The organism is Caulobacter endophyticus, assembly GCF_029543245.1.
Taxonomy (GTDB): Bacteria; Pseudomonadota; Alphaproteobacteria; order Caulobacterales; family Caulobacteraceae; genus Caulobacter; species Caulobacter endophyticus_A.
In genome coordinates, this window is sequence record NZ_JARQWV010000014.1 from 108,237 (window position 1) to 129,770 (window position 21,534).

Sequence of the window (21,534 nt, forward strand, 5' to 3'; positions counted from 1 at the left end):
AGAGGATAGGCGACCAGTCAAGCCAATACAATCAAAGGTTTAAATTCCCGCTGGACGCGAGCCATAGGAAAGTTATCCTACGTGCGGAATATCAGCCTAGGCTGATGCTCATGGGCGTCATGGGGGCGCCGCTCTTGAGGGACCATCATGCTCGCTCAAATCCTGGAGGAAGCCTGGGCGATCTCGCCCGATCCGCGTCGCGACCGGCTCGCCGCGGCTTTTGTCACCCACGCCGTGGCCCTGGCCACCGGCGTCGCGCCGGTCGATATCACCTCGGACAAGCGCACCCACAAGTCTGCCGCTCGCGCCCGGCAGATCGCGATCTACCTGGCGCACGTAATCTTCCACTGGCCGCTGACCCGCGTGGCCTTCGCCTTCGGGCGTGATCGCACCACCTGCGCCCACGCCTGCCACCGCATCGAGGATTTGCGCGAGGACCGAGTGTTCGACGCCCGGATGGCCGCGCTGGAAGCCTGCGTGCGCCAGGCGCCCGAAACCATCCCCGATCTCGCCGGCATCGAATTCCAGCGCGCGGGGCTTGGGCGATGAGCGCCGCCGCCATCTTCGAACGCGACCTGGAGGCCGAGCATCTGGCCGACCGCGCCGCTCGTCTGCTGGCCAGGGCCGGCTCGGTGCTCGAGGCCAAGGGGGCGGCCTACGCCGTGCGCTTCGCCCGCGGTCGCCGCCCGATGCTGGTCATCGACGAAGCCGCCTTCCGCAAGCTGGCCGCCCGGCTGCTGCCGCGCGGCGACGGCGGCTGGCGATTGTCGCCCCAGGCCCCTTCCCCGCCGCCGGGCCGCCCGGGTTTCATCGAGGGCGAGAAGACCGTGGTCGAACCCGGCGGCCGCGCCGTCACGCATCGCGCCAATCTCGGCGAGGCGCCGCTGGAGTGGCTGCTGCGGCGCAGGCACATCACGCCCGCCGAGCACGCCGCCGGCGAGAAGCTGTCGGCCGACGCCCACGCTTCGGGCGTTGTCGGACGCCTGACCATGCGCTGGGATCCCACGCCCCGCTCCGGCGGCGTCTCCCGGCTGGAACCCATGGAGCGCGCCCACGCCGCCCGCCAGCGCCTGGGCCGGGCAATAGAGGCGGTCGGCCCCGACGGCATGCCGATCATCACTTTGATCTGCGTCACGGGCGCATCGCTGCAAGGCGCCGAAATCGCCCTGGGACTGAAGCCCAGAACGGGCAAGGCCGCCCTCAAGGCGGCCCTGCAGCGCCTGGCGGCGCATTACGGAATGGCGTGAACCGTCCCGTCTGTCTCTCACCGTCATCCCGGCCTCGGCTCGGCGCCGGGCCGGGATGACGACGATGCCGGCCCTTACGAGGCCAGCATGTGCTTGATGTCGCGCATCTGGTCGTGGCCGGCCTTGACCTTGGCGTAGGCCTCCTCGATGGCCCGGCGGGTCTCCGGCTGGATGTCGACGTCGCCCAGGGCCTTCTCGTACTTGGCCTTGATGTGGTCCTCGCCGTCCTCGACGGTCTTGACCACCGCCTCGTCGCCCTTGGTCAGGGCGTCGCGGACATTCAGGAACACGCGGTGGGCGGCGGCCAGAATGCTGCCGTCGTCGTCAGGCGTGCCGCCCAGGCGACGGACCTCGGCCTGGAGGTCGGAAACGATGGCGCGGCGCTCCTGGGCGCGCGACTGGAACAGGGTCTTGAAGCGGCTGCTCTGCGCGTCCTTGGCGGCTTCCTCGTAGCCGTCGGCGCTGTCGATGGTGATCTCGACCAGGCCATTGACGAGCTTGATGTGGTCTTCGTTCGTATGGGCCATGCTGGGGCTCCCTGAGCTTTCGAATGGAGGGACCGCAGCAACGCGGCCCCTCCGGGAAAGGTTCGAAGCTGCGCCTTACGGTTTCTTCGATTGCAGGAAGGTCCAGGCGGCGCCGGCGGCGGTGATCGCCGCACCGCGGGTGCGCTTGTTGATCAGCAGGCCGGCCAGCACCGCCCCTCCCAGCACTGCGACGGCCACCGGCACGGTGCGGCCGCCGATGTGAACCTCGCGGCCGGCGATGGTCAGCGGCCGCTTCGCCGCTCCACCAACGGCGTAGTCGGCGATCGGGGCCTGCGGATCGGCCGGCCTGGACTGGTGGTCGAGGAAGTTAGAGACCTTGTCCGACAGGGTGTCGATCAGGCTCTGGCGGGCGCGGGCCGGGCCGGCCCCGTTGGTCTGGCCGGTGTTCAGCGTGGGGTCATAGGCGACCATGGCGTCTGTCTCCATGTCCTTGGAAGGGGTCGGGACAGATAACGCCGTGCGGGCGAGGGCGATCCGTCAGGCCTCGCGCGGGGACTTCGGCGGCAGGCTCGCGCCCACGTGGTCGATGCCAAGCTCCAGGGCCCGCGCAGCCTGGCGCTGGCGCTCGGCATATCGGGCCTTCTGGTCGTCGGTGCGGCTGTCATGGCAACGCGGGCAGGCCACGCCCTCGACATACAGCGACGAGGCCCTGTCGGCCTCGGACACCGGCATCCGGCAGCCCCGGCAAAGGGCGTGCGTGCCCTGCGACAGGCCATGACCGACCGCGACCCGCTCGTCGAACACGAAGCACTCGCCGCGCCACAGGCTTTCGTCCTGCGGCACGGTCTCCAGATAGTTCAGGATCCCGCCCTTGAGATGGAACACCTCCTCGACGCCGCGCGCCTTCAGCAAGGCCGTGGACTTCTCGCAGCGGATGCCGCCGGTGCAGAACATCGCCACCTTCGGGGCCGGCGCGGCCGGGTCCCAGGTCTGGCGGAAGGCGTCGAACCAGGCGGGGAAGTCGGCGAAGCTGGGCGTCTTGGGATCGATCGCCCCCTCGAAGGTGCCGCAATCGACCTCGTAGCCGTTGCGGGTGTCGATGACGATCACGTCGTCTCGCGCGATCAGGGCGTTCCAGTCGGCCGGATCGACGTGGACGCCGTGATTGTGGGCCGGATCGAGGTCTGGCTCGCCAAGCGTGACGATCTCGGACTTCACCTTGACCTTCAGCCGGTGGAACGGCGCATGGTCGGCGTCGGCGAACTTCAGCTCCAAGGTCTCGCAGCCTGGCAGGGTGCGGATATGGGCGATCACCGCGTCGATCGCTGCTGGCGTCCCGGCGATGGTGCCGTTGATCCCCTCGCGGGCCAGCAGCAGCGTGCCCTTGACCTTCAGGCCGCAGCACAGCTTGGCGAGATCGGCCTGGATGGCTTCCGGGTCGTCGAAGGTCGCGAAGCGGTAGAGGGCGGCGATGCGCCAGGTCGAGGTCATGGGCGGGCCATAGAAGATCGGACGGGTCTGCTCAAGCACGGCCGGAACCAAGCGCGCATAACGCGGGTTACCGGGCCATGAGCATCCTGATCACAGTCATCATCGCCCTCGTGCTGCTTGGCCTGGCCCTCTACGCCGTCCAGCGCTCGCCGATCCCCTCGCCCGTGAACTGGCTGATCCAGCTTCTGCTGATCGTCGTGGCCATCGTGTTCATCGGCAACAGGGCGGGGTTCTTCTAGGCCCCCGCCAGAGCCGCCGCATCGCGCTGGATGCGGGCGACCATCGACTTGAGGCCGTTGGAGCGCTGCGACGACAGCGCTTCCGACAGCCCCAGGCGCGCCATGGCCGCCGAGGCGTCGAAGGCGGCGATGTCCCTGGCCTGGGCGCCCGAATAGAGCCGCAACACCACGGCGATCAGCCCGCTGACGATGTGGGCGTCGCTGTCGCCGCGGAAGCGCACGCTTCCGTCGCCCTGCGGCTCGGTGACCAGCCACACCTGGCTGGCGCAGCCGCGCACCTTGTTCTCTTCGGAGTGCTCCTCGGCCGTCAGCGGCTCGAGGTCCTTGCCCAGCTCGATCACGTAGCGATAGCGCTCTTCCCAGTCGCCGAGCATTTCGAACTCGTCGGCGAGGTCGTTGAGGGCGGCGTCGATGGGGCTGGTGCTCATGGCGCGGCATCTAGGCGGGCCGCGCCCCCGATGCAAGCCATCAAGGGCAAGCCGTCAGGCGCCGGGCAGGCTCACGATCGCGGTCAGCCCCTGCCCCGGCGCCGACTTCAGACGCAGAGAACCATTCATCGCCCGCGTCAGCAGGTCGACGATCGGCAGGCCAAGACCCACCCCCTCGCCGGTCCGCGTCAGCGACGCCCCGCCCTGCTCGAACGGGCGCAGAAGGCGCGGCAGGTCGGCGGCGTCGACCCCCTCGCCCTGGTCGCGGATCGAAATCTCGACCATGCCGCCGGCGACTCGCTCGGTCTCGATGGTCACCACCCCGTCGCGCGGCGAGTGGGCGACGGCGTTCTGCATCAGGTTGGAGAGGATGGTGCGCAGGCCCCGACGGTCGGCCAGCACGCCGGGCATGCCGACGAGATCGGGCGCGCTGAGCGCCACGCCCCGCGCCTCGCACTCGGCCCGCAGCTGGGCCATCACGTCCTCGACGGCCTCGTCCAGCGGCTCGGCGGCGACGTCCAGGTCGGTGACGTGGCCTTCCAGGCGGGCGATCTCGACGATCTGATTGACGAGTTTCAGCAGCTTGAGGCCGCTCTCGTGCACCAGCTTGGCGTACTCTTTGTACTGCGGCGAGCCGAGCGGACCGTAGAGCTCGCTGGCCAGAATCTCAGAGAAACCGATGACCGCGTTCAGGGGCGTGCGCAGCTCGTGGCTGACCATGCGCAGGAAGGAACGCTTCTGATCGTCGAGCGCGGCCTTGCGGCGTGCGCGGGCCGCGGCGCGGCGAAACGTCGCGGTGGGGCCTTCGGAGGGCCGCTGCACGCCGCGCGAATCAACCTCGACCCCGCTTTCGGCGAGCTCTTCGGCTGGGAACGAAGCGTCCGCGGACGCCGTCTGTGACATAGGGGACTCCCGGACCTTCTGTCCGTAAAGGCATTCTGTGCCACCCTGAACCAACCCGCTTACGAAACCGTTTCCGTCCACAAGAAGCTGGATTCGGCTGGTCGCCCCACAATTGTGCGCGCTTGGGAGATCGGGCGAAGCGGGGTTAGGATTCACCAATAACGAACCTTTTGAGGCGGACCCGCCAACTTGAACATCGACCCGGTGCAGCCCCGGCAGGATGAAGCCGCTCTACGCCCCGCGCTCGGCGCGGGCGAGACCGCGCGCGCCTGGCGTCTGGGCTGGCTGGCCGCGGCCCTGCTGGCCGGCGGAGCGGTGGCCTTCACCCCGGGCTCGACGGGCTGGCCGATCTGGACGGCCCTGCTGGCCGGCGCCCTGCCCGCCATCGCCGCCCTGCTGCTGGGCGACAGCGAGGACGAGCGCACCCAGTCGATTCTGCTGGTCGGCTGGGCCGCCGGCGGCGCGCTGGCCGCCGCCCTGACCGGCGGCGTCTCGGGCGCCATGAGCGCCTGGTGCCTGGCGCCCGTGGCCGCCGCCTCGACCCTGGCGGCCCCGCGCCGCCTGGCCGAGGGCGCGGCCCTGGCCCTGATCGGCGGCGCCATGGCCGCCCTGACCCAGCTGTCGGGCCTGGCCCCGCCGCCGCCCACCGGCCCCACCGCCTTCATCCTCGGCTTTCTGGCCGTCGCCACCACCGGCCTTGGCCTCGCCGCCGGCCTGATGCTGACCCACCGCCGGGCCGGCGAGCGCGACGTGCGCAATCTGTCGGAGCTGACCGCCCTCTCCACCCTGCTGGACGGCCTGCCGTTCCTGGCCTTCGTCGTCACCCTTCAGGGCCGGGTGCGCACCGTGCGCGGCGTGCCGCCCGAAGGGGCCGCCCTCGACAAGATCATGATCGACGGCCTGTCGCAGGCCGCCGTGGCCGGCGAGCGCGCCCGCGTCGACTTCGCCCTGGGCCAGGCCCTGCGCGAGCATCAGGCCGTGCTGACCTTCCCGGCCGCCGAGGCCCCGGAAAAGACCCTGTCGCTGACCCTGCGCCGCGTCGGCCCCGGCATGCTGGTGGGCGTGCTGCGCGACGTCACCGCCGAGACCCGCCACCTGCAGCAGCTGGACCAGGCCCGCGCCGACGCCGAGAACCTGGCCTCGGGCCGCGCCCGCTTCCTGGCCAATATGAGCCACGAGCTGCGCACGCCGCTGAACGCCATCATGGGCTTCTCCGACATCATGCGCGCCCGCATGTTCGGCCCCCTGACCGATCGCTATGGCGAATATGCCGAACTGATCCACGAGAGCGGCCGCCACCTCTTGGACCTGATCAACGACGTGCTCGACATGTCGAAGATCGAGGCCGAGCGCTTCGAGCTGTCGCGCGGCGAGTTCGACGCCCGCGAGGCCGTCAACGCCGCCATGCGCCTGCTACGCGTGCAGGCCGACAGCGTCGGCGTGCAGCTGCGCGGCGTGCTGCCGCCGGGCGAACTGGACGTCGACGCCGACCGCCGGGCGCTCAAGCAGATCGTGCTGAACCTGGTTTCGAACGCGCTCAAGTTCACGCCCAGAGGGGGCCAGGTGACGGTCACGGCCGACGGCCACGACGGCATGCTGGAAATCGTGGTGGCCGACACCGGCGTCGGCATCAGCCCGGAAGACCTCGAACGTCTGGGCCGCCCCTACGAGCAGGCCGGCGGCGTCGACCAGCGCGCCAAGGGCACTGGCCTTGGCCTGTCGCTGGTGCGGGCCTTCGCCCAGCTGCATGGCGGCGAGATGCACGTCGAAAGCCGCCTGGGCGCGGGCACCAGCGTCTCGGTGCGCATGCCCATCCTGCTGGCCGCCCCCAAGGCGCCGGAACAACCCGAAAGCCCCACGGCTACGGCCGACGCCATGGAGCCGCTGTTCGCGCCGTCTCCGGAAGCGTCCGAAGAGCCCTTCCTGGGCGAGAACGTCATCCGCTTCGCCCCGCCGCGCTGAGGCGCGCTTCGGCCCTCCCAAAGACGCTCCCCCTGAAGGGGGAGCTGTCGCGAAGCGACTGAGGGGGAAGGGATTGCCCACGCCGGCGCTTGGCTCAGGCTCATCAGACACTTCCCCCTCCGGCCCTCCGGGCCACCTCCCCCTTCTGGGGGAGGGTCTTTGGTGACGCCTCCCCCACAGGGAGAGGTTCCTTTGCGGAGTTGGTTGGAGATCCTTCTGGGCCCTACACCGCCACGCTGAGCGACGGATCGGCCCGCAAGCGCGCCATGTCGCGGCCCGGCGGGCGGCCGTAGAGGCGCGCATATTCCCTGCTGAACTGCGAGGGGCTGTCGTAGCCGACGGAGAAGCCCACGCCGGCCACGTCGCGGCCCTGCACCATCAGGAGGTTGCGCGCCTCCTGCAGGCGGATCTGCTTCTGGTACTGCAGCGGGCTCATGGCCGTCACCGCCTTGAAGTGCCGGTGCAGCGAGGTCTCGCTCATGCCCGCCACCTGCGCCAGCGCCTCGATCCGCATCGGCTCGGCATAATGCGCGCGCAGCCAGCGGATGGCCCGGCGCACCTGGTCCGGGCGGCCGCCCGACGAGGCGATCTGGCGCATCATGCCGCCTCGCTCGCCGTTCAGCAGGCGCCACATCAACTCGCGTCGCACCATCGGCCCCAGCACCGCCGCCTCGCGCGGACGGTCCAGCAGGCGCACCAGCCGCATCACCGTCTCGATCAGCTCGTCATCCATCCGGCTGACCGCCAGGGCCCGGGTCGGGGTGATCTCGGGCACGGCCTCTCCCGCCTCGACCAGCAGATCGGCGATCATGGCCGGGTCCAGCGGGATCCCCACGGCCAGGTAAGGCGCGGCGATCACCCGCCCGCTGACCGGCAGGTCGGCCGACACCACCAGATATTCGCCAGCGCGATACGGATAGCTCTCGGCCCCCAGGGTCGTGGTCTTGGACCCGTCGAGGATCAGGCACAGCATAGGCTCATAGACCAGCTGCTGGGCCTCGGTGACGGTCGTGCTGGCGATCAGGTGCAGGCCCGGCGCGACCAGCGGACCGACGCCGTCCGTCGAGTCCGTTCCCAGGTGGCCGCGGACCATGGCGACGAGTTCGGGCAACTTGTTCATGACGACATTCAACCGTTGAAGGCTTGGCCGAGCAACCACGATCGCCGCGATGGCAGGATCGTGCAAGAGGCTGGCGGCATCCGTCTACGCCCTCCGCTCAACCCGGGCCCATGCTGCAAGCTCCTCAGAAGGAGCTTCCCCATGACTTCCACCGCCCCCCGCACCTGGTTCGTCACCGGCGCCTCGCGCGGCCTCGGCGCCGACATCGTCCGCGCCGTCCTGGCCGCCGGCGACCGCGTCGTGGCCACCGCCCGCAACCGCCAGGGCCTGGTCGACACCCTCGGCCCCGACGCCGACAACCTGCTGTCGCTGGCCCTCGACGTCACCCGCCCCGACCAGGTGCAGGCCGCCGTCGACGCCGCCCTGGCGCGCTTTGGCCGCATCGACGTGCTGGTCAACAACGCCGGCTACGGCCACCTGTCGGTGTTCGAGGAGTCGACCGCCGCCGACGCCCAGGCCCAGTACGACACCAACGTCTTTGGCCTGATGCACGTCACCCGCGCCGTGCTGCCGGCCATGCGCGCCCAGCGATCGGGCCGGATCTTCAACATCTCGTCGGTGGGCGGCATCGTCGGCGGCGAAAGCGGCACGCTGTATTGCGCCTCGAAGTTCGCCGTGGAGGGCTTCTCGGAGTCCCTGGCCGGCGAGGTCCGCCGCTTCGGCATCCACGTCACGGTGGTCGAGCCGGGCTTCTTCCGCACCGACTTCCTGGAGCCGACCTCGGTGCGGCACGCCTCGCACGCCATCGCCGACTACGCCCAGGTCGCCGCCGACCTGAAGGCCTTCTACGACGCCCGCAGCCGCAACCAGGCCGGCGATCCCCTGCGCCTGGGCCAGGCCCTGGTGACGCTGGCGGGCGTCGAGCGGCCGCCCGTGCGCTGGTGCGCGGGCACGGACGCGCTTGGCATGGTGCAGGCCAAGATCGACAGCCTGCAAGGCGAGCTCGACGCCTGGCGTGACCTGTCGGCCTCGACCGACGGCGACTTCGAGTTCAAGCCGGAAGCCGAGACCACCACCGCCTGGCGCTGAGCCTCGCACCGAAAACCTCGTCCTTCGACAAGCTCAGGATGAGGTTTTCTACCGTACAGCCTCTACCAGTCCTCACCCTGAGCCTGTCGAAGGGCGAGGACCGCACTACCAAACCAGACCCCAGATACAGAAAAAGCCGGCCCGCGAACGCGGAGCCGGCTTTTCGTCGCCCTTACGGCGAGACTTGGAGGCCTTAGGCCTTCTTCGCGGTGAAACCGGCGAACTTGGCGTTGAAGCGCGAGACGCGGCCGCCACGGTCCATCAGCTGGGCGTTGCCGCCCGTCCACGCCGGGTGGGTGCGCGGGTCGATGTCGAGCGCCAGATTCGCGCCTTCCTTGCCGTAGGTCGAGCGGGTTTGGTAGCTCGAGCCGTCGGTCAGGGTGACGGTGATGAAGTGGTAGTCGGGGTGAATGTTCTGTTTCATCGGACGGTCCAACCGACTAGAGCGCGGCGTGAAATGTGGGTGAGCACCACCAGCGGGGTGGCCCTCGAAGACGCGCGGCTATAAAGAACCCGCGCGATTTTGGCAAGGACCCAGTTGATGACCGACGTTAACGGCGGCGAGATTTCGGCCGACGGCCGCCCGGGCGCCGGAGCCGAACTGGCCCAGAGCCTGAGCGAGGCGGCCGCCCGCCGCCCGCGCCGCAAGGACATCCGGCCTCTCGCCCACCTCCTGCCGTTCGTCCGCCGCCACATCGGCGACGCCCTGGCGGCGGGTTTCTTCCTGCTGTTCTCGACCAGCGCCACCCTGGGCCTGACCGCCGCCTTCAAGGAAGTGATCGACAAGGGATTCGCCAAGGGCTCGCACGGTTCGGTCAACAGCGCCTTCCTGCTGCTGGGCGGCGTGGCTTTGGTGCTGGCCGTGGCCACGGCCGCGCGCTTCTTCTTCGTCACGCGCCTGGGCGAGCGGGTCGTGGCCGACCTGCGCCGCGCGCTCTATGGCCACGTGCTGTCGCTGGACCCGGCCTATTTCCTCAAGACCCGCACCGGCGAGGTGCTGTCGCGGATGACCACCGACGTCACCCTGATCGACCAGCTGGTCGGCGCCTCGGCCTCGATCGCCATCCGCAACACCCTCAGCCTCGTCGGGGGCCTGGGCTACATGGCCGTGGTCAGCCCCAAGCTGGCGGGCTTCATCGTGCTGATGGTGCCGGTGGTGCTGGCGCCGATGTTCCTGATGGGCCGCAACGTCCGCAAACTCTCGGCGACGGCGCAAGACCGCTTCGCCGACGCCGTGGGCTATGCGGGCGAGAGCCTGGACGCGCTCGACACCGTCCAGGCCTTCGTGCGCGAGCGCGAGGCCGACCGCCGGTTCGGCTCGGCCGTCGAGACCGCCTTCGACGCCTCGGTGCGCCGCATCCGCGCGCGGGCCATGATGACCTCGGTGGTCATCACCCTGGCCTTCGGCGGCGTGACCCTCTTGCTGTGGTTCGGCGCCCAGCTCGTCCTGAAGGGCGAGATGACGCCGGGCACCCTGGCCCAGTTCGCCCTGCTGGCGATCATGGCGGCCGGCTCGGTCGGCGCCCTGGGCGAGGTCTGGGGCGACGTCCAGAAGGCGTCGGGGGCCATGGACCGCATCGCCGAGCTCTTGAACGCCAAGCCCGGCATCGCCCCGCCGGAAGCGCCCAAGGCCCTGCCCTCGCCCGTGCGCGGCGAGATCGCCTTCAGCGACGTGGCCTTCGCCTATCCGGGCCGTCCGGACCTGCCGGCCCTCAACGGCTTTTCCCTGACCGTGAAGCCGGGCGAGACCGTCGCCCTGGTCGGCCCCTCGGGCGCGGGCAAGAGCACCGTGCTGCGCCTGCTGCTACGCTTCTACGACCCGCAAGGGGGCGCGATCCGCCTGGACGGCGTGGACCTGCGCGAGGCCACGCCCGCCGAGGTGCGCGGGACCATGGCGCTGGTCGCCCAGGACTCGCCGCTGTTCTCGGGCTCGGCCATGGACAACATCCGCTTCGGCCGCGCCGACGCCACCGAGGAGGAAGCCCGCGCCGCCGCCGACGCGGCCCAGGCCACCGGCTTCATCACCGCCCTGCCCCAGGGCTTCGACACGCCCGTCGGCGAGCGCGCCAAGACCCTGTCGGGCGGCCAGCGCCAGCGCCTGGCCATCGCCCGCGCCCTGGTGCGCCAGGCCCCGATCCTGCTGCTCGACGAAGCCACCAGCGCCCTGGACGCCGAGAACGAGCGGCTGGTGCAGCAGGCCCTGGACGCGGCCATGAGCGGGCGAACCACGCTCGTGATCGCCCACCGCCTGGCCACCGTGCTGCAGGCCGACCGCATCGTGGTCATGGAGGAAGGCCGGGTGGTCGAGGAAGGCACGCACGCCGACCTGGTGGCCAGGGGCGGGCTCTATTCGCGTCTGGCCCGCCTGCAATTCGGCGTCGAGGCCGCCTGACCGCGCCCCGGGCGTTGACGCGACGCCCGCAAGCATCGAAAGCTCGCGCCCTTCATCCTGGGGGTGCGTAGATGATCGACAAGCTGGCCGTCCTGAACCCGTTCGCCAAGCTGCCCGACGCCGAGGCCGCGACCAGGGCCGCCAAGGCCGGCGCCGTCGGCGCCTGGCTGAGCGCGGTCGGCGGCGCCATCGGCGCGGCCTCGATCTTCTTCCGCTTCGACACCTATCTGGCCAAGATGCGCGAGGCGGCCCTGGCCAGCCCCAGCGCCCAGGACCCGGCCACGCTCGAAGCCAGCATGGCCATGATGGGCCCGATCCTGGCCTGGACCACCATCGGCTTCTCGGTGGTCATCACGCTGGTCTACGTCTGGCTGGGCTTCGTGCAGTGGCGGCGGCTGACGCGGATGATCCCGCTGCTGATGCTGCTGTTCGCCGCCTACGGCCTGCTGACCACCGTGCTGGCCTTCGCCAACGGACAGGCCGCACTGGGCCTGGTTCCGCCCGTACAGATGGCCTTCAGCATCGTGATGAGCGTGGTCGCCCTGCTGTGCTTCATCGCCGGCGTCCGCGGCGGCTTCCGCCTGCACGCGCTGCGCAACGCCGCCTAGCCGCCCTCGGCCTCGACGGCCTTCTTGATCAGGGCCACGTGGGCCACCTGGTCGCGCAGAGCCTGGAAGGCGGGGCTGGAGGGGCCGTCCGGTTGCTCCTGCGCCCAGTCGACCAGGGCCAGCAGCGCCTCGCTGATGCGGCCGATCTGGCGGCCGTAGCTGCCCACCTCGTCCAGCACCCGGGCCTCGACCTCGGGGCTGCGCGACTGGCCCAGATTGACGGTGAACAGCGAGAAGTCGCCGAAGCTCCACGACCACGGATTGATGGTCTGGGTCAGCTGGCGCGGCGCGAGGGAAAGCTGGAACGGCTGGGTCATGCGGGCCTCCCGATCTGGAGAGGCCAGCATGCGCCGTTTGCAACGCTTGCGTGTGACGTTCCGACGGACGGCATTGAGGAAACGCCCGTCTCGCCCAAGCCGTGATCAGCCGCGCGCCGTGACCGCCAGGCCCGGGAAGTCGCTGAACACGCCGTCGACGCCGGCGGCGTACAGCGCCTTCAGCACAGCGGCCACGTCCCCGCGCTGGGCCAGGTAGTCGGCGGCGCTCGCATTGCCCCGCCGCAGGCTGGCCGGCAGGAAGTAGTTCTCGGCCCGCACCGTCCAGGGATGCACCAAGAGGCCCGCCGCATGGGCGTCCTTCACCAGCGAGGTCGCCGGCAGCAGGGTCTGCTTGTCCTGCGGGATGATCATCGTCTTTTCCGGGCCCAGGCCGTCGGCATAGGCCGCCACGCCTTTCAGCCCCTCGGGCGTGACGAGCTCGGCATATTTCACGTTCGGCAGATCGGCCGGGCCGCCCTCGCCCGCCACCAGCAGAACGAGGCGCGCGGGCGTCTTCAGGCGCAGGGTCTTCAGCGGCCCGACCTCGAAGCACTGCACGAACACAGGCGCGGTCTTGGAGTTGAGGTCGTTGCGCTTCAGCGCCTCGACCATCCGCCCTTCGATCGGCAGGCCGATCGAGGCGAAATAGGCCGGGTGCTTCATCTCCGGATAGACGCCGATGGTGCGGCCCACGCGCTTGCTCTCGGACCGGGCGAAGGCGACCACCTCGTCGAAGGTGAGCACGCCGGCCTGACCGTCGAAGGCGGCGCTGGCCGGACGCAGCTGCGGCAGCCGCTCGCGGGCCCGCAGGCTCTTGATCTCGGCCAGGGTGAAGTCCTCGGTGAACCAGCCCGTCAGGCTTTCGCCGTCGATGGTCTTGGTCGCCTTGCGGGCGGCGAACTCGGGCCGCTGGGCCACGTCGGTCGTGCCACCGATCTCGTTCTCGTGGCGCACCACCAGATGGCCGTCCTTGGTGACGACCAGGTCCGGCTCGATGAAGTCGCAGCCCTGCTCGACCGCCAGACCGTAGGCCAGCAGCGTGTGCTCGGGGCGCTCTCCCGAAGCGCCGCGGTGGGCGATGACGATCGGCTTGCGCACCCCGGCGCGGACCATGGTCGGGATCATGCTGGCGCCCATGGTGCCGGCGAGGGCGGCGGTCGTCATGGCGCGGCGGGTCAGTAGGGTCATGGCGGCTGATTAGCGCGCGGGTGTGACGGTTTGGCGAGAGGCCGATGGCGGTTTGATGCCCTCTCCTTGCCTTTTGCCTTCCTGGGCCTTGTGCCCAGGATCCATGTCTCCGCAGCTCAAACACTGACAGGACGGCCAAGGTTTGAGCCGTCTCCGGCATGGGTCCTCGCCACAAGGGCGAGAAAAGCAAATAGGAGTCGTGCACCCACAAATGAAAAGGGCCCCGGATATTCCGGAGCCCTTCCAATCTCAGCAGCGAACCGCCTCAGCCGGCGGCTTGCAGGGCCTTCAGAACCTGCGGGTGCAGCTCGGGGTTCGAGGCCAGGATCGAGGCGCCCTGCACGGGGTCGCCGTGCTCTTCGATGGTGGTGACCTTGCCGCCCGATTCCTGAACCATCAGCACGCCGGCGGCGACGTCCCAGGGCTTGAGGTTGCGTTCCCAGTAGGCGTCGAAGCGGCCGGCGGCCACCCAGGCCAGGTCGAGCGAGGCGGCGCCGAAGCGGCGCACGCCGGCGACCTTCTGGCTGACCTGGTGCAGCTCCTTCAGGAACTGGCCATGGCCCGGCTTGCCTACGAACGGCACGCCGGTGGCCAGCACCGACTCGTCCAGGTGCTTGCGGGCGGCGACGCGCAGGCGCTTCTCGGCGCCGAGGAACGCGCCACGGCCCTTCTCGACCCAGAACAGGTCGTGGGTGATCGGATTGTAGGTGACGCCGGCGACGACCTCGCCCTCGCGCTGCAGGGCGATGTTGACCGCGAAGTGCGGGATGGCGTGCATGAAGTTGGTGGTGCCGTCCAGCGGGTCGACGATCCAGGTGTGGGTCTTGTCGGTGCCTTCGATCATGCCGCGCTCTTCGCCCAGGAAGCTGTAGCCCGGACGCGCCTTGGTCAGGATCTCGAACAGGGTCTGCTCGGCCTTGAGGTCGGCGTTGGTCACGAAATCGCCCGCGCCCTTCTTGGAAACCTGCAGCTCGGTGACTTCGCCGAAGTCACGGGCCAGACCCCGGGCGGCCTTGCGCGCGGCGTCGATCATCACGTTGAGAAGGGCGGAAGGCGTGGGCACGGGCAAGTATCCTATGGGTTTCCCTGCACCGGCGCGCAGAAGCGCGGCGGCGGGAGACGGACGATGGCAGTGGGAAAGAGCGGGCGCGGAACCTAGACGCGGCGCCGTCGGAAGGCAAGGCGGGGCAGATTGTCGCGTCTTGAGCGAGCCCTCTTGAAAAAAGGGACCGGTCGGTCAATTTTAAGGGCGGCGGTTGATCCAGCGCAAAGCGAGGGGTCGCGCCACGCGCAAACTCCCCTTAGCGCAAACAAGGAACGACCCCATGACCAAGCTCCCCCTGATCACCGCCGCCGCCTTCGCCCTGCTGGCCGCGGCCCAACCCGTCGCCGCCGAGACCCTGCTGAACGGCGCCTCGCAGCGCGTCTCGGTGACCGGCAAGTCCTCGGCCGCCGTAAGCGACGAGCTGACCCGCGCCGCCCGCCAGGTGTGCGTCAAGACGCTGAAGACCAGCCGCCACCCCAACTACGCCTCGTGCGTGGCCGAGACCCTCGGCCAGGCCCGCGCCGACTACGCCGCCCTGCGCTCGGCCGCCGCCAACGCGGCTGAATAAGGCCTCCCCCGCCACGCCGCCGGACCCCTCCTTCCGGCGGCGTGGATTTGTCGGGAAAAAACTTCGCGGCCATGTCACGTCTGGCGCCCTGGCCTCGTCCTGTCGGCGAGAACCCGAGGGATCCGCCGATGACCGCCGCCGACACGATCTTCGAAAGCCGCCGCCACGCCATGACCGGCCTGGCCTATCGGATGCTCGGCTCGCGGGCCGAGGCCGAGGACGTGGTGCAGGACGCCTGGCTGCGCTGGCGCGAGGTCGATGCGGCCGGCGTCGACAATCCGGGCGCCTTTCTTAACCGCGTGGTCTCGCGCCTGTGCCTGGACCGGCTGAAATCGGCCCGCGCCCGCCGCGAGCTCTATGTCGGCGAATGGCTGCCCGAGCCGGTGGTCGATGTCGACGAGACCTTCGGCCTGGGCGAGAACCTGACCGTGGCCTTCCTGCTGGCCCTGGAACGCCTGACCCCGCTCGAACGCGCGGCCTTCCTGCTGCACGACGTGTTCGACACGCCCTTTTCCGAGATCGCCGCCACCCTGGACCGCTCCGAGGCCGCCGTGCGCCAGCTGGCCGCCCGGGCCCGAGACCACGTCAAGGCCGGCAAGCCGCGCTACAAGCCCAGCGCCGACGAGGAGCGCCGCCTGACGCAGGCCTTCATCGCCGCGGCGATGAGCGGGGACGCAGCTAGCCTGCGCGGACTTCTCGCCGAGGACGTCGTCATGCACGCCGACGGCGGCGGCAAGGCCTCGGCCACGATGAACCCGGTCTTCGGCCTGGAAAACGCCGTGCGCCTGCTCGAAGGCATCGCCCGCAAGTGGCCCCACCCCGGCGACACCAGCGTGCGCCTGGCGCGCATCAACGGCCAGCCCGGCGTGGTGCTGTCGAACCGCGGCGTGGTGTTCCAGACCTGGGGCCTGGACATCGTCGATGGCCGCATCGCCGCCGTCTACACCATGCGCAATCCCGACAAGCTGGCGCGGATCCAAGCCTGAAACCGCGCCGAGGCGCACCCACGTCAAAATCGGTCACACATGAGAACAAAATGCGAACTTAGCGATTGCGGCGACAGCGCTGAAACCGCACTATCGCAGGGCATTTCAGCACTCAGGAATTTTCAGAATGCCCATTGTCAATACGACCCAGGTTTTCACCACCAACACCACCCTCGCCCGCGACCAGGTCTGGACCTTCGAGACCGGCGGTTACTTCGAAGTCGACGGCTGTACTCTGCGCATCGAAGGTTCGGTGATCGCGGGCTATCGCACGATCTTCATTCTCAAGAACGGCGGCAAGATCACCGGCCTTCGCCGGGTGTGCCCCGAGTGGTGGGGCGCCGGCTCGGGCGCGGCCAACAACGCCCCCTTCATCCAGGCCGCCATCAACTGCATGGAGGATGCTATCGACACCTCCAGCGGTCCGCTGGAACTGGTTCTGACCGGCCCCTATCCGGTGACGGAAGGCGTCAGCCTCACCCCCACCAGCCTCAACAACCTGCACGTCACCGGCGGCGGCGGCGGCATCGTCTCGCGGCTGATCGCCAGGGGCTCGAGCTGGCCGGCCACCCAGGCGGTCGTCACCATCAACGGGCGCAATGACGTCTCCAAGACCTCGGACTTCGAACTGCGCGGCTTCGCGATCGTCAACGAAGGCTCGACCGCCAAGATCGGGCTGCAGGTCGGCGTGGAAACCGACGGGTACGATGTCCAGGGCCAGCGCCTGAGCCTGGTCGAGGACGTGGTCATCCACGGCTTCCCGGTCGGGGTGCTGCTGCAGCGCACCCGCCTGGTGAAGTTCCACCGCCTGGGCGTGTGGCTCGAGAACCAGCCCAACGGCGTGGCCGTCCGGGTGCGCGTGCCCGCCGCGACCATCAGCCGGGCCGAGGTCGGCGACAGCGAGTTCGAGAACTGCGAGTTCGCGGGCCCCGCCTACAACGCCGCCAACAGCGCCTATGGCGTGGAGACCGTTATCGAGGCCTCGGCGCTCGGCGGCATCCAGGCCCTGCGCTTCGACAAGTGCATCTTCCACAAGTTCAACGACGCCTTCCATCTTGTCGACGGCGTGTCGAGCACCACCCAGAACGGCTACCGCTCCAACATCACCGACATCTGGATCACCAACTGCCAGATGGACGGCCCGTGCGGCCGCGGCGTCCTGCTGAAGTCGAACGGCTCGTCGGCGAACCCGTGCTGGATCTCCAACGTCCACATCTTCGGCTGCTACTTCCAGGGCAGCGCGCTGGAGTTCGTGAAGATGGAGTCGCCCAACGCCGACGATCAGATCCACCTCGTGAAGGGCGTGTTCGTCAGCAACAACTGGAGCAACGGCGGGTCGAAGATCTTCCTCGACGCCTACAAGGCCGCCGGCCTGACGGTGACCGACAACCAGATCTCCGACCTGACCTGGACCAGCGGCCCGGCCATCGAGTTCCACACCGTGCAGAACGTCGTGTGCACCGGCAACCTGATGCGCCGCCAGAGCGGCGAGACCGTCCAGCACATGATCCGGGTCGACCAGCCCAGCGACTGGTACGTCATCGCCAACAACAACAGCGGCGGCTGCGCCACGGCCGGGGCGGTCAACGCCGCGACCGGGACCAACCGGGTCGTGCAACTGAACGTCTAGGCCAAGCCTGGACGGGCGGAGGCCGACCGCGCGCGGACAGGCCTCCGCCGACGCCCCGGACTGTCCGGGGGCCGCCTCAATTACCGGGGCGACGAAACCCTATTCTTAAGCATGACGATTACGTCGCCTCGGCGGGCCCGCCGGGGCGGCGACTTCGCGTTTCAGGGCAAGGGCGTCTTGGGCAGGCTGTCCTTCGTCTCGCAGGCCAGCTTGCCGGCCTTGCCCGCCGCGCCGGAGATGTCGTCGACCTTGGCTTCCTGTCGCCAGTTCTTGGGCAGACCCTTGTCGCCGGCGAAGTCCATGCCGAGGTCCATCCACTTGTCGGCGGCGCAGTCGAGGGCGAAGAGCATGATCGGGCCCTTGCCGGCCGGCCAGGCCTTGTAAGGCCCGCCGCCCTTGCCTTCGGCGATGCGCAGCACCACCAGGCCGGTCTTCTCGTCCACCCTCAGAAAGTCGGCGTCATAGAAGGTCTTGGCCTCGCCGGGGGCCGGCTTCCAGGTCTCGGCGGCCGTCGGAACGGCGGCCATGACCATGGGTACGCTGAGCAAACACGCTACGAGCCGCTTCTTCATGGCGGTCCCTCCCCGTTATGGTTCGCGGGAAGGACGCTATGCCTCTCCTGCAACCACGGCAAGAGAACGCCGTTATGCGCGCCGGGCGACCTATCAGCCGCGCGCCGCGAGCCCTTGCGCGATGGCCACGTTCAGCGCCGCCACGGCCGCGTCGGGACCTCCGGGATGCGCCCACACCCCGCCCGAAACGGCCAGGAAGTCGGCGCCGGCGGTCGCCAGGCCCGAAGCGTTGGCGGCGGTGATACCGCCGATGGCCACGCACGGAACCTCCATCGTCTCCTGCCAGATCGACAGAATGTCGGGTTCGGCGACGATCGGCGCATCCTTGGTGGTGGTCGGGAAGAAGGCCCCGAAGGCCACATAGTCGGCCCCGGCCTCAGCGGCCTCCATCGCCAAGTGGCGGCTGTCGTGGCAGGTGACGCCGACCATGCGGTCCCTGCCCATCAGCTTGCGGGCGGCCGCATAGGGCGTATCGCCCTGCCCCACGTGCACGCCGTCGCAGTCGAGGCGGGAGGCCAGGTCGGGCCGGTCGTTGAGGATCACCGCCACGTCGCGGGCGCGGGCGATCGGCGACAGCGCCTCGACGGCCGCGGCGACCACATCGTCGGGCACGTCCTTGAGGCGGATCTGCAGGGCCGCGACGTCGCCGCCCTCCAAAGCGCGGGCCAGTTGGCGGCCGAAGGCGGCCAGGTCCGGCAGGGACGGCGGGGTGATCAGGTAGAGGCGGCAGTCGAGCGTCATGCGCCGCCTTTACGCCGATTTGACGCGCAGCGCGACTTTGGGGGTGCTTGGGCCGGGAAGGCTCTCTCCGATAGACCCCGTATACACCGTCAATTCCCCGCGAAGGCGGGGACCCAAGCCGACTTTCAGGATGAGGCTGCGCCGCGACAGATCCGCCGGATCAGCTTGGATCCCCGCCTTCGCGGGGAAGCTCGGGAAAAGGGGGGGCCAAGCCCTCGGCTGTTACTCCGCCCCCCTCCACTGCGACGACGCGCCGCCGTTCACTCGACTGAGAGTCAGTTGCAAACCGGTGGAAAACTGTTAGATGAGAATGACAATCATTCGGTAGGGCGTTCTTTCCTTGTACGTCTGCAATTGTAACGGCATCCGCCAACGTGAAGTCCGCGCTGCGATCGACGCGGGCGCGACTCGTCCGGCCGAGATCTTCCGCCACAAGGGCTGCCAGGCCCAGTGCGCCAAGTGCGTCTGCGAGATGCGCCAGATGATCCAGGAAGCCCAGGAAGCTCTGGCTTACGCGGCCGAATAAGGCTTCTTGCGACGCAAAGTCGACAATCTCAGGTTACCGCGAAGCACTCTCACGCTTTTCTGTGAGGCTGCGAAACACTTGCACACATTACTGTTGAAGCCCTGAAAAAGGCGGCTAAGGGTTCGGGCGAACTCGAACCTTAGGAGGCCGCCATGCAAGGCGATCCCGGCGTTATCCGCGTCCTGAACGCTGTGCTCACCAACGAGCTGACGGCCGTCAACCAGTACTTCCTGCACGCCCGCATGCACGACAACTGGGGCTTCAAGCGCCTCGGCCAGATCGTCTACCAGGAATCGATCGGCGAGATGAAGCACGCCGACAAGCTGATCAACCGCATCCTCTTCCTCGAGGGCCTGCCCAACCTGCAGGACCTGCACAAGCTGAAGATCGGCGAGACCGTTCCCGAGTGCCTGGCCGCCGACCTGTCGATCGAGCTGTTCAACCGCGAACTGCTGGTGCCGGGCATCGTCCAGTGCGAGCAGGCCCGCGACTACATCAGCCGCGAACTGCTGCGCGAGATCCTCAACGACACCGAGGAGCACATCGACTACCTCGAAACCCAGCTGTCGCTGATCAAGTCGCTGGGCGAGCAGAACTACCTGCAAAGCGCCATGGGCGAGCTGCCGGCGGCCTGATCCGCTCGACAGCCCGAAGACGTCGAACGGCCTCCCCGCCCCCGCGGGGAGGCCGTTCTGCTATTCGCCCAAACCTACTCGCAGAGGCCTATTCGCAGAGCGCTTCCAGCGCCTCGCGGTCGAGCAGATCCACATGGCGCACGGTCGGCAGGGCGATCAGCCCCTCCTGGAGAAAGCCGGTCAGGGTGCGCGATACCGTCTCGATGGTCAGGCCCAGATAGTCGGCCATGTCCTGGCGGCTCATCGGCAGGTCGAAGGCGGCCTCGCCGGTGCGGTCGGCCAGCAGCAACAAGAGCCCCGCCACCCGCTCGCAGGCGCTGCGGCGGCCCAGCATCAGCACGTGGTCCTGGCTGCGCTGAAGGCCCGAGATGGTCAGCTGGTAAAGCTGCCGCGCCACCTGCCCGTCGCGGGCTGCCAGGTCGCTGAGCGCCCGGCGGCGGACGATGCGGACCGTCACCTCGCAGACCGCCTCGGCCGTGGTGCGGCGCACCTCGCCGGCCTCGAAGCCGAAGGCCTCGCCGGCGAAGTGGAAGGCGTCGATCTGGCGGCGGCCGTCACGCAGCAGGCGTCCCGTGCGCACCGTGCCCTCGACCAGCTCGTAGACGTGGTCGGCGCGATCCCCCTCGGCGAAGATCTCCTCGCCGGCGGCGTAGCGGATCACGCTGGCGGCGGCGACCGGCAGGGCCGGCTGGGCGTAGGCGGGCTCGAAACGGAGGGGCGACAGCATCAGACGGCTCCCGAAGGAATGGGGGCGAAAAACGCCGCCCCGACGCCGGCACATTCTCCCTACTCTTCGTGCGGGTAAATTCGGGAGCGCCGCATAAGGGGTTCTGCGTAGGCGCCGCCCCCTCCACAGCCCGTCATCCCGGAAAGCGCGCAGCGCTTATCCGGGACCCAGGGGCCAAGCGCAGTGCGGCGGCCCCTGGGTCCCGGCTCTACGCTTCGCTACGGCCGGGATGACGACAAAAAGACAGCTACCGCTTGCCCTTCGCCATCCGCTCCAGCTCGACCGCCCGGACGGTGGTCATGCTGAGATGACAGCCGCCGATGTTGAGCATGTCGATGGTGCCGCCGGTCAGGTCTTCCCGGCACTCGGCGTCGCGGCGCTTGATCCAGGCCCGCTGAACGGTGCGCAGCTTGGCCTGGTCAGCTTTGGACCGGCCAGCCATCGCCGCCTTGTAGGCGCGGTTCAGGCGGGCGTCCTGTTTCTGGAGCTCTTCATTGGTGCAGCCGGCCATGGCCACGGTGACGCCCTTGATGGCGTCGCCGCTATTGAGGCAGCGGTCGTAGGCCGGCGAGTATTCCTTCTGGGGATCGATCGGATCCGAGGCGGCCAAGGCCGGCGGCGCGGCGATGGCCAGCAGCGCCAGGCCGAGCGTCAGTCGTCGAAGCAGCATGCGGATCCTCGCTTTCGGCGGC

26 protein-coding genes and 1 pseudogene are annotated in these 21,534 nt (G+C 69.2%); 12 read left to right on the forward strand and 15 right to left on the reverse strand.

The features are described 5' to 3' along the window. Nucleotides 1–147: 147 nt before the first annotated feature. Together P7A99_RS14855 and P7A99_RS14860 are read left to right on the forward strand one after the other, a co-directional pair. Nucleotides 148–549: a helix-turn-helix domain-containing protein gene (locus tag P7A99_RS14855; RefSeq protein WP_277794588.1), complete on the forward strand. Its 402-nt coding sequence runs from the start codon at nt 148–150 to the stop codon at nt 547–549. Continuing rightward, a complete protein-coding gene (locus P7A99_RS14860) occupies nt 546–1,247 on the forward strand; it encodes a DUF6456 domain-containing protein (RefSeq protein ID WP_277794589.1) in 702 nt (233 codons plus the stop codon). The genes P7A99_RS14855 and P7A99_RS14860 overlap by 4 nt, the downstream gene beginning before the upstream one ends. 74 nt (nt 1,248–1,321) lie before the next feature. On the opposite strand, the gene P7A99_RS14865 is transcribed toward P7A99_RS14860, so the two are convergent. From P7A99_RS14865 to P7A99_RS14875, 3 genes are all read right to left on the reverse strand, one after another. After that, nucleotides 1,322–1,774: a PA2169 family four-helix-bundle protein gene (locus P7A99_RS14865; protein WP_277794590.1), complete on the reverse strand. Its 453-nt coding sequence runs from the start codon at nt 1,772–1,774 to the stop codon at nt 1,322–1,324. A 75-nt stretch (nt 1,775–1,849) separates the two neighbouring features. Then, complete coding sequence (locus P7A99_RS14870; RefSeq protein WP_277794591.1) at nt 1,850–2,206, reverse strand: hypothetical protein; 357 nt, start codon at nt 2,204–2,206, stop codon at nt 1,850–1,852. 66 nt (nt 2,207–2,272) lie between these two features. Beyond that, on the reverse strand, nt 2,273–3,226 hold the full coding sequence (locus P7A99_RS14875; protein ID WP_277794619.1) for a rhodanese-related sulfurtransferase: 954 nt from the start codon (nt 3,224–3,226) through the stop codon (nt 2,273–2,275). A 77-nt stretch (nt 3,227–3,303) separates the two neighbouring features. Here P7A99_RS14875 and P7A99_RS14880 point away from each other — a divergent pair, with 77 nt between their 5' ends. Next, on the forward strand, nt 3,304–3,465 hold the full coding sequence (locus P7A99_RS14880) for a hypothetical protein (RefSeq protein ID WP_165799372.1): 162 nt from the start codon (nt 3,304–3,306) through the stop codon (nt 3,463–3,465). Here the strand turns inward: P7A99_RS14880 and P7A99_RS14885 are convergent. Together P7A99_RS14885 and P7A99_RS14890 are read right to left on the reverse strand one after the other, a co-directional pair. Then, nucleotides 3,462–3,893, reverse strand: a complete 432-nt coding sequence (locus P7A99_RS14885; protein WP_277794592.1) for a SufE family protein — start codon at nt 3,891–3,893, stop codon at nt 3,462–3,464. The genes P7A99_RS14880 and P7A99_RS14885 overlap by 4 nt on opposite strands. Before the next feature lie 54 nt (nt 3,894–3,947). Further along, nucleotides 3,948–4,796 carry a sensor histidine kinase gene (locus P7A99_RS14890; protein WP_277794593.1) on the reverse strand — a complete coding sequence of 283 codons (849 nt, stop codon included), beginning with the start codon at nt 4,794–4,796 and terminating at the stop codon, nt 3,948–3,950. Between the two features lie 189 nt (nt 4,797–4,985). Between P7A99_RS14890 and P7A99_RS14895 the strand changes: the two genes are divergently transcribed. Beyond that, nucleotides 4,986–6,758 (forward strand): sensor histidine kinase, encoded by a 1,773-nt coding sequence (locus P7A99_RS14895; RefSeq protein ID WP_431307677.1) that lies wholly within the window; start codon nt 4,986–4,988, stop codon nt 6,756–6,758. A 223-nt stretch (nt 6,759–6,981) separates the two neighbouring features. Here the strand turns inward: P7A99_RS14895 and P7A99_RS14900 are convergent, their stop codons facing one another. After that, complete coding sequence (locus P7A99_RS14900) at nt 6,982–7,878, reverse strand: AraC family transcriptional regulator (protein WP_277794594.1); 897 nt, start codon at nt 7,876–7,878, stop codon at nt 6,982–6,984. A gap of 141 nt (nt 7,879–8,019) precedes the next feature. On the opposite strand from P7A99_RS14900, the gene P7A99_RS14905 reads away from it, so the two are divergent. Further along, nucleotides 8,020–8,907 carry an oxidoreductase gene (locus tag P7A99_RS14905; RefSeq protein WP_277794595.1) on the forward strand — a complete coding sequence of 296 codons (888 nt, stop codon included), beginning with the start codon at nt 8,020–8,022 and terminating at the stop codon, nt 8,905–8,907. Nucleotides 8,908–9,100: 193 nt separating this feature from the next. Here P7A99_RS14905 and rpmE read toward each other — a convergent pair whose 3' ends face one another. Further along, on the reverse strand, nt 9,101–9,331 hold the full coding sequence (rpmE, locus tag P7A99_RS14910; protein WP_058349579.1) for a 50S ribosomal protein L31: 231 nt from the start codon (nt 9,329–9,331) through the stop codon (nt 9,101–9,103). A 114-nt stretch (nt 9,332–9,445) separates the two neighbouring features. Between rpmE and P7A99_RS14915 the strand changes: the two genes are divergently transcribed. Together P7A99_RS14915 and P7A99_RS14920 are read left to right on the forward strand one after the other, a co-directional pair. Continuing rightward, entirely contained in the window at nt 9,446–11,299 is a 1,854-nt protein-coding gene (locus P7A99_RS14915; RefSeq protein ID WP_277794596.1) for an ABC transporter transmembrane domain-containing protein, read from the forward strand. Nucleotides 11,300–11,370: 71 nt separating this feature from the next. Continuing rightward, nucleotides 11,371–11,907 carry a hypothetical protein gene (locus P7A99_RS14920; RefSeq protein WP_277794597.1) on the forward strand — a complete coding sequence of 179 codons (537 nt, stop codon included), beginning with the start codon at nt 11,371–11,373 and terminating at the stop codon, nt 11,905–11,907. Here the strand turns inward: P7A99_RS14920 and P7A99_RS14925 are convergent. The 3 genes from P7A99_RS14925 to P7A99_RS14935 form a co-directional block, all read right to left on the reverse strand. After that, nucleotides 11,904–12,224, reverse strand: a complete 321-nt coding sequence (locus P7A99_RS14925; RefSeq protein WP_277794598.1) for a hypothetical protein — start codon at nt 12,222–12,224, stop codon at nt 11,904–11,906. The two genes, P7A99_RS14920 and P7A99_RS14925, sit on opposite strands and share 4 nt — an antisense overlap. Before the next feature lie 105 nt (nt 12,225–12,329). Continuing rightward, nucleotides 12,330–13,412: a glycerophosphodiester phosphodiesterase gene (locus P7A99_RS14930; protein WP_277794599.1), complete on the reverse strand. Its 1,083-nt coding sequence runs from the start codon at nt 13,410–13,412 to the stop codon at nt 12,330–12,332. Nucleotides 13,413–13,677: 265 nt separating this feature from the next. Next, on the reverse strand, nt 13,678–14,475 hold the full coding sequence (locus P7A99_RS14935) for an inositol monophosphatase family protein (protein ID WP_277794600.1): 798 nt from the start codon (nt 14,473–14,475) through the stop codon (nt 13,678–13,680). A 262-nt stretch (nt 14,476–14,737) separates the two neighbouring features. Here P7A99_RS14935 and P7A99_RS14940 point away from each other — a divergent pair, with 262 nt between their 5' ends. The 3 genes from P7A99_RS14940 to P7A99_RS14950 all read left to right on the forward strand — a co-directional run bounded on the left by P7A99_RS14940 (nt 14,738) and on the right by P7A99_RS14950 (nt 17,641). Then, nucleotides 14,738–15,025 (forward strand): hypothetical protein, encoded by a 288-nt coding sequence (locus tag P7A99_RS14940; protein WP_277794601.1) that lies wholly within the window; start codon nt 14,738–14,740, stop codon nt 15,023–15,025. Nucleotides 15,026–15,153: 128 nt separating this feature from the next. After that, on the forward strand, nt 15,154–16,011 hold the full coding sequence (locus P7A99_RS14945; RefSeq protein ID WP_277794602.1) for a sigma-70 family RNA polymerase sigma factor: 858 nt from the start codon (nt 15,154–15,156) through the stop codon (nt 16,009–16,011). Nucleotides 16,012–16,138: 127 nt separating this feature from the next. Continuing rightward, nucleotides 16,139–17,641, forward strand: a complete 1,503-nt coding sequence (locus tag P7A99_RS14950; RefSeq protein WP_277794603.1) for a hypothetical protein — start codon at nt 16,139–16,141, stop codon at nt 17,639–17,641. A gap of 161 nt (nt 17,642–17,802) precedes the next feature. On the opposite strand, the gene P7A99_RS14955 is transcribed toward P7A99_RS14950, so the two are convergent. After that, nucleotides 17,803–18,213, reverse strand: a complete 411-nt coding sequence (locus P7A99_RS14955; RefSeq protein WP_277794604.1) for a hypothetical protein — start codon at nt 18,211–18,213, stop codon at nt 17,803–17,805. Nucleotides 18,214–18,306: 93 nt separating this feature from the next. Further along, a complete protein-coding gene (thiE, locus tag P7A99_RS14960) occupies nt 18,307–18,954 on the reverse strand; it encodes a thiamine phosphate synthase (protein WP_277794605.1) in 648 nt (215 codons plus the stop codon). Between the two features lie 340 nt (nt 18,955–19,294). Here thiE and P7A99_RS14965 point away from each other — a divergent pair, with 340 nt between their 5' ends. Both P7A99_RS14965 and bfr read left to right on the forward strand, forming a co-directional pair. Then, nucleotides 19,295–19,480: a (2Fe-2S)-binding protein gene (locus P7A99_RS14965; protein WP_058349592.1), complete on the forward strand. Its 186-nt coding sequence runs from the start codon at nt 19,295–19,297 to the stop codon at nt 19,478–19,480. A 152-nt stretch (nt 19,481–19,632) separates the two neighbouring features. After that, entirely contained in the window at nt 19,633–20,115 is a 483-nt protein-coding gene (gene bfr, locus P7A99_RS14970; protein ID WP_058349593.1) for a bacterioferritin, read from the forward strand. An 88-nt stretch (nt 20,116–20,203) separates the two neighbouring features. Here bfr and P7A99_RS14975 read toward each other — a convergent pair whose 3' ends face one another. The 3 genes and pseudogenes from P7A99_RS14975 to P7A99_RS14980 form a co-directional block, all read right to left on the reverse strand. Further along, nucleotides 20,204–20,842, reverse strand: a complete 639-nt coding sequence (locus P7A99_RS14975) for a transcriptional regulator FixK (RefSeq protein ID WP_277794606.1) — start codon at nt 20,840–20,842, stop codon at nt 20,204–20,206. A gap of 159 nt (nt 20,843–21,001) precedes the next feature. After that, nucleotides 21,002–21,074: pseudogene (locus P7A99_RS25225) on the reverse strand (hypothetical protein); the annotation flags it as partial. Between the two features lie 15 nt (nt 21,075–21,089). After that, complete coding sequence (locus P7A99_RS14980) at nt 21,090–21,512, reverse strand: lysozyme inhibitor LprI family protein (RefSeq protein WP_277794607.1); 423 nt, start codon at nt 21,510–21,512, stop codon at nt 21,090–21,092. Nucleotides 21,513–21,534 lie beyond the last annotated feature (22 nt).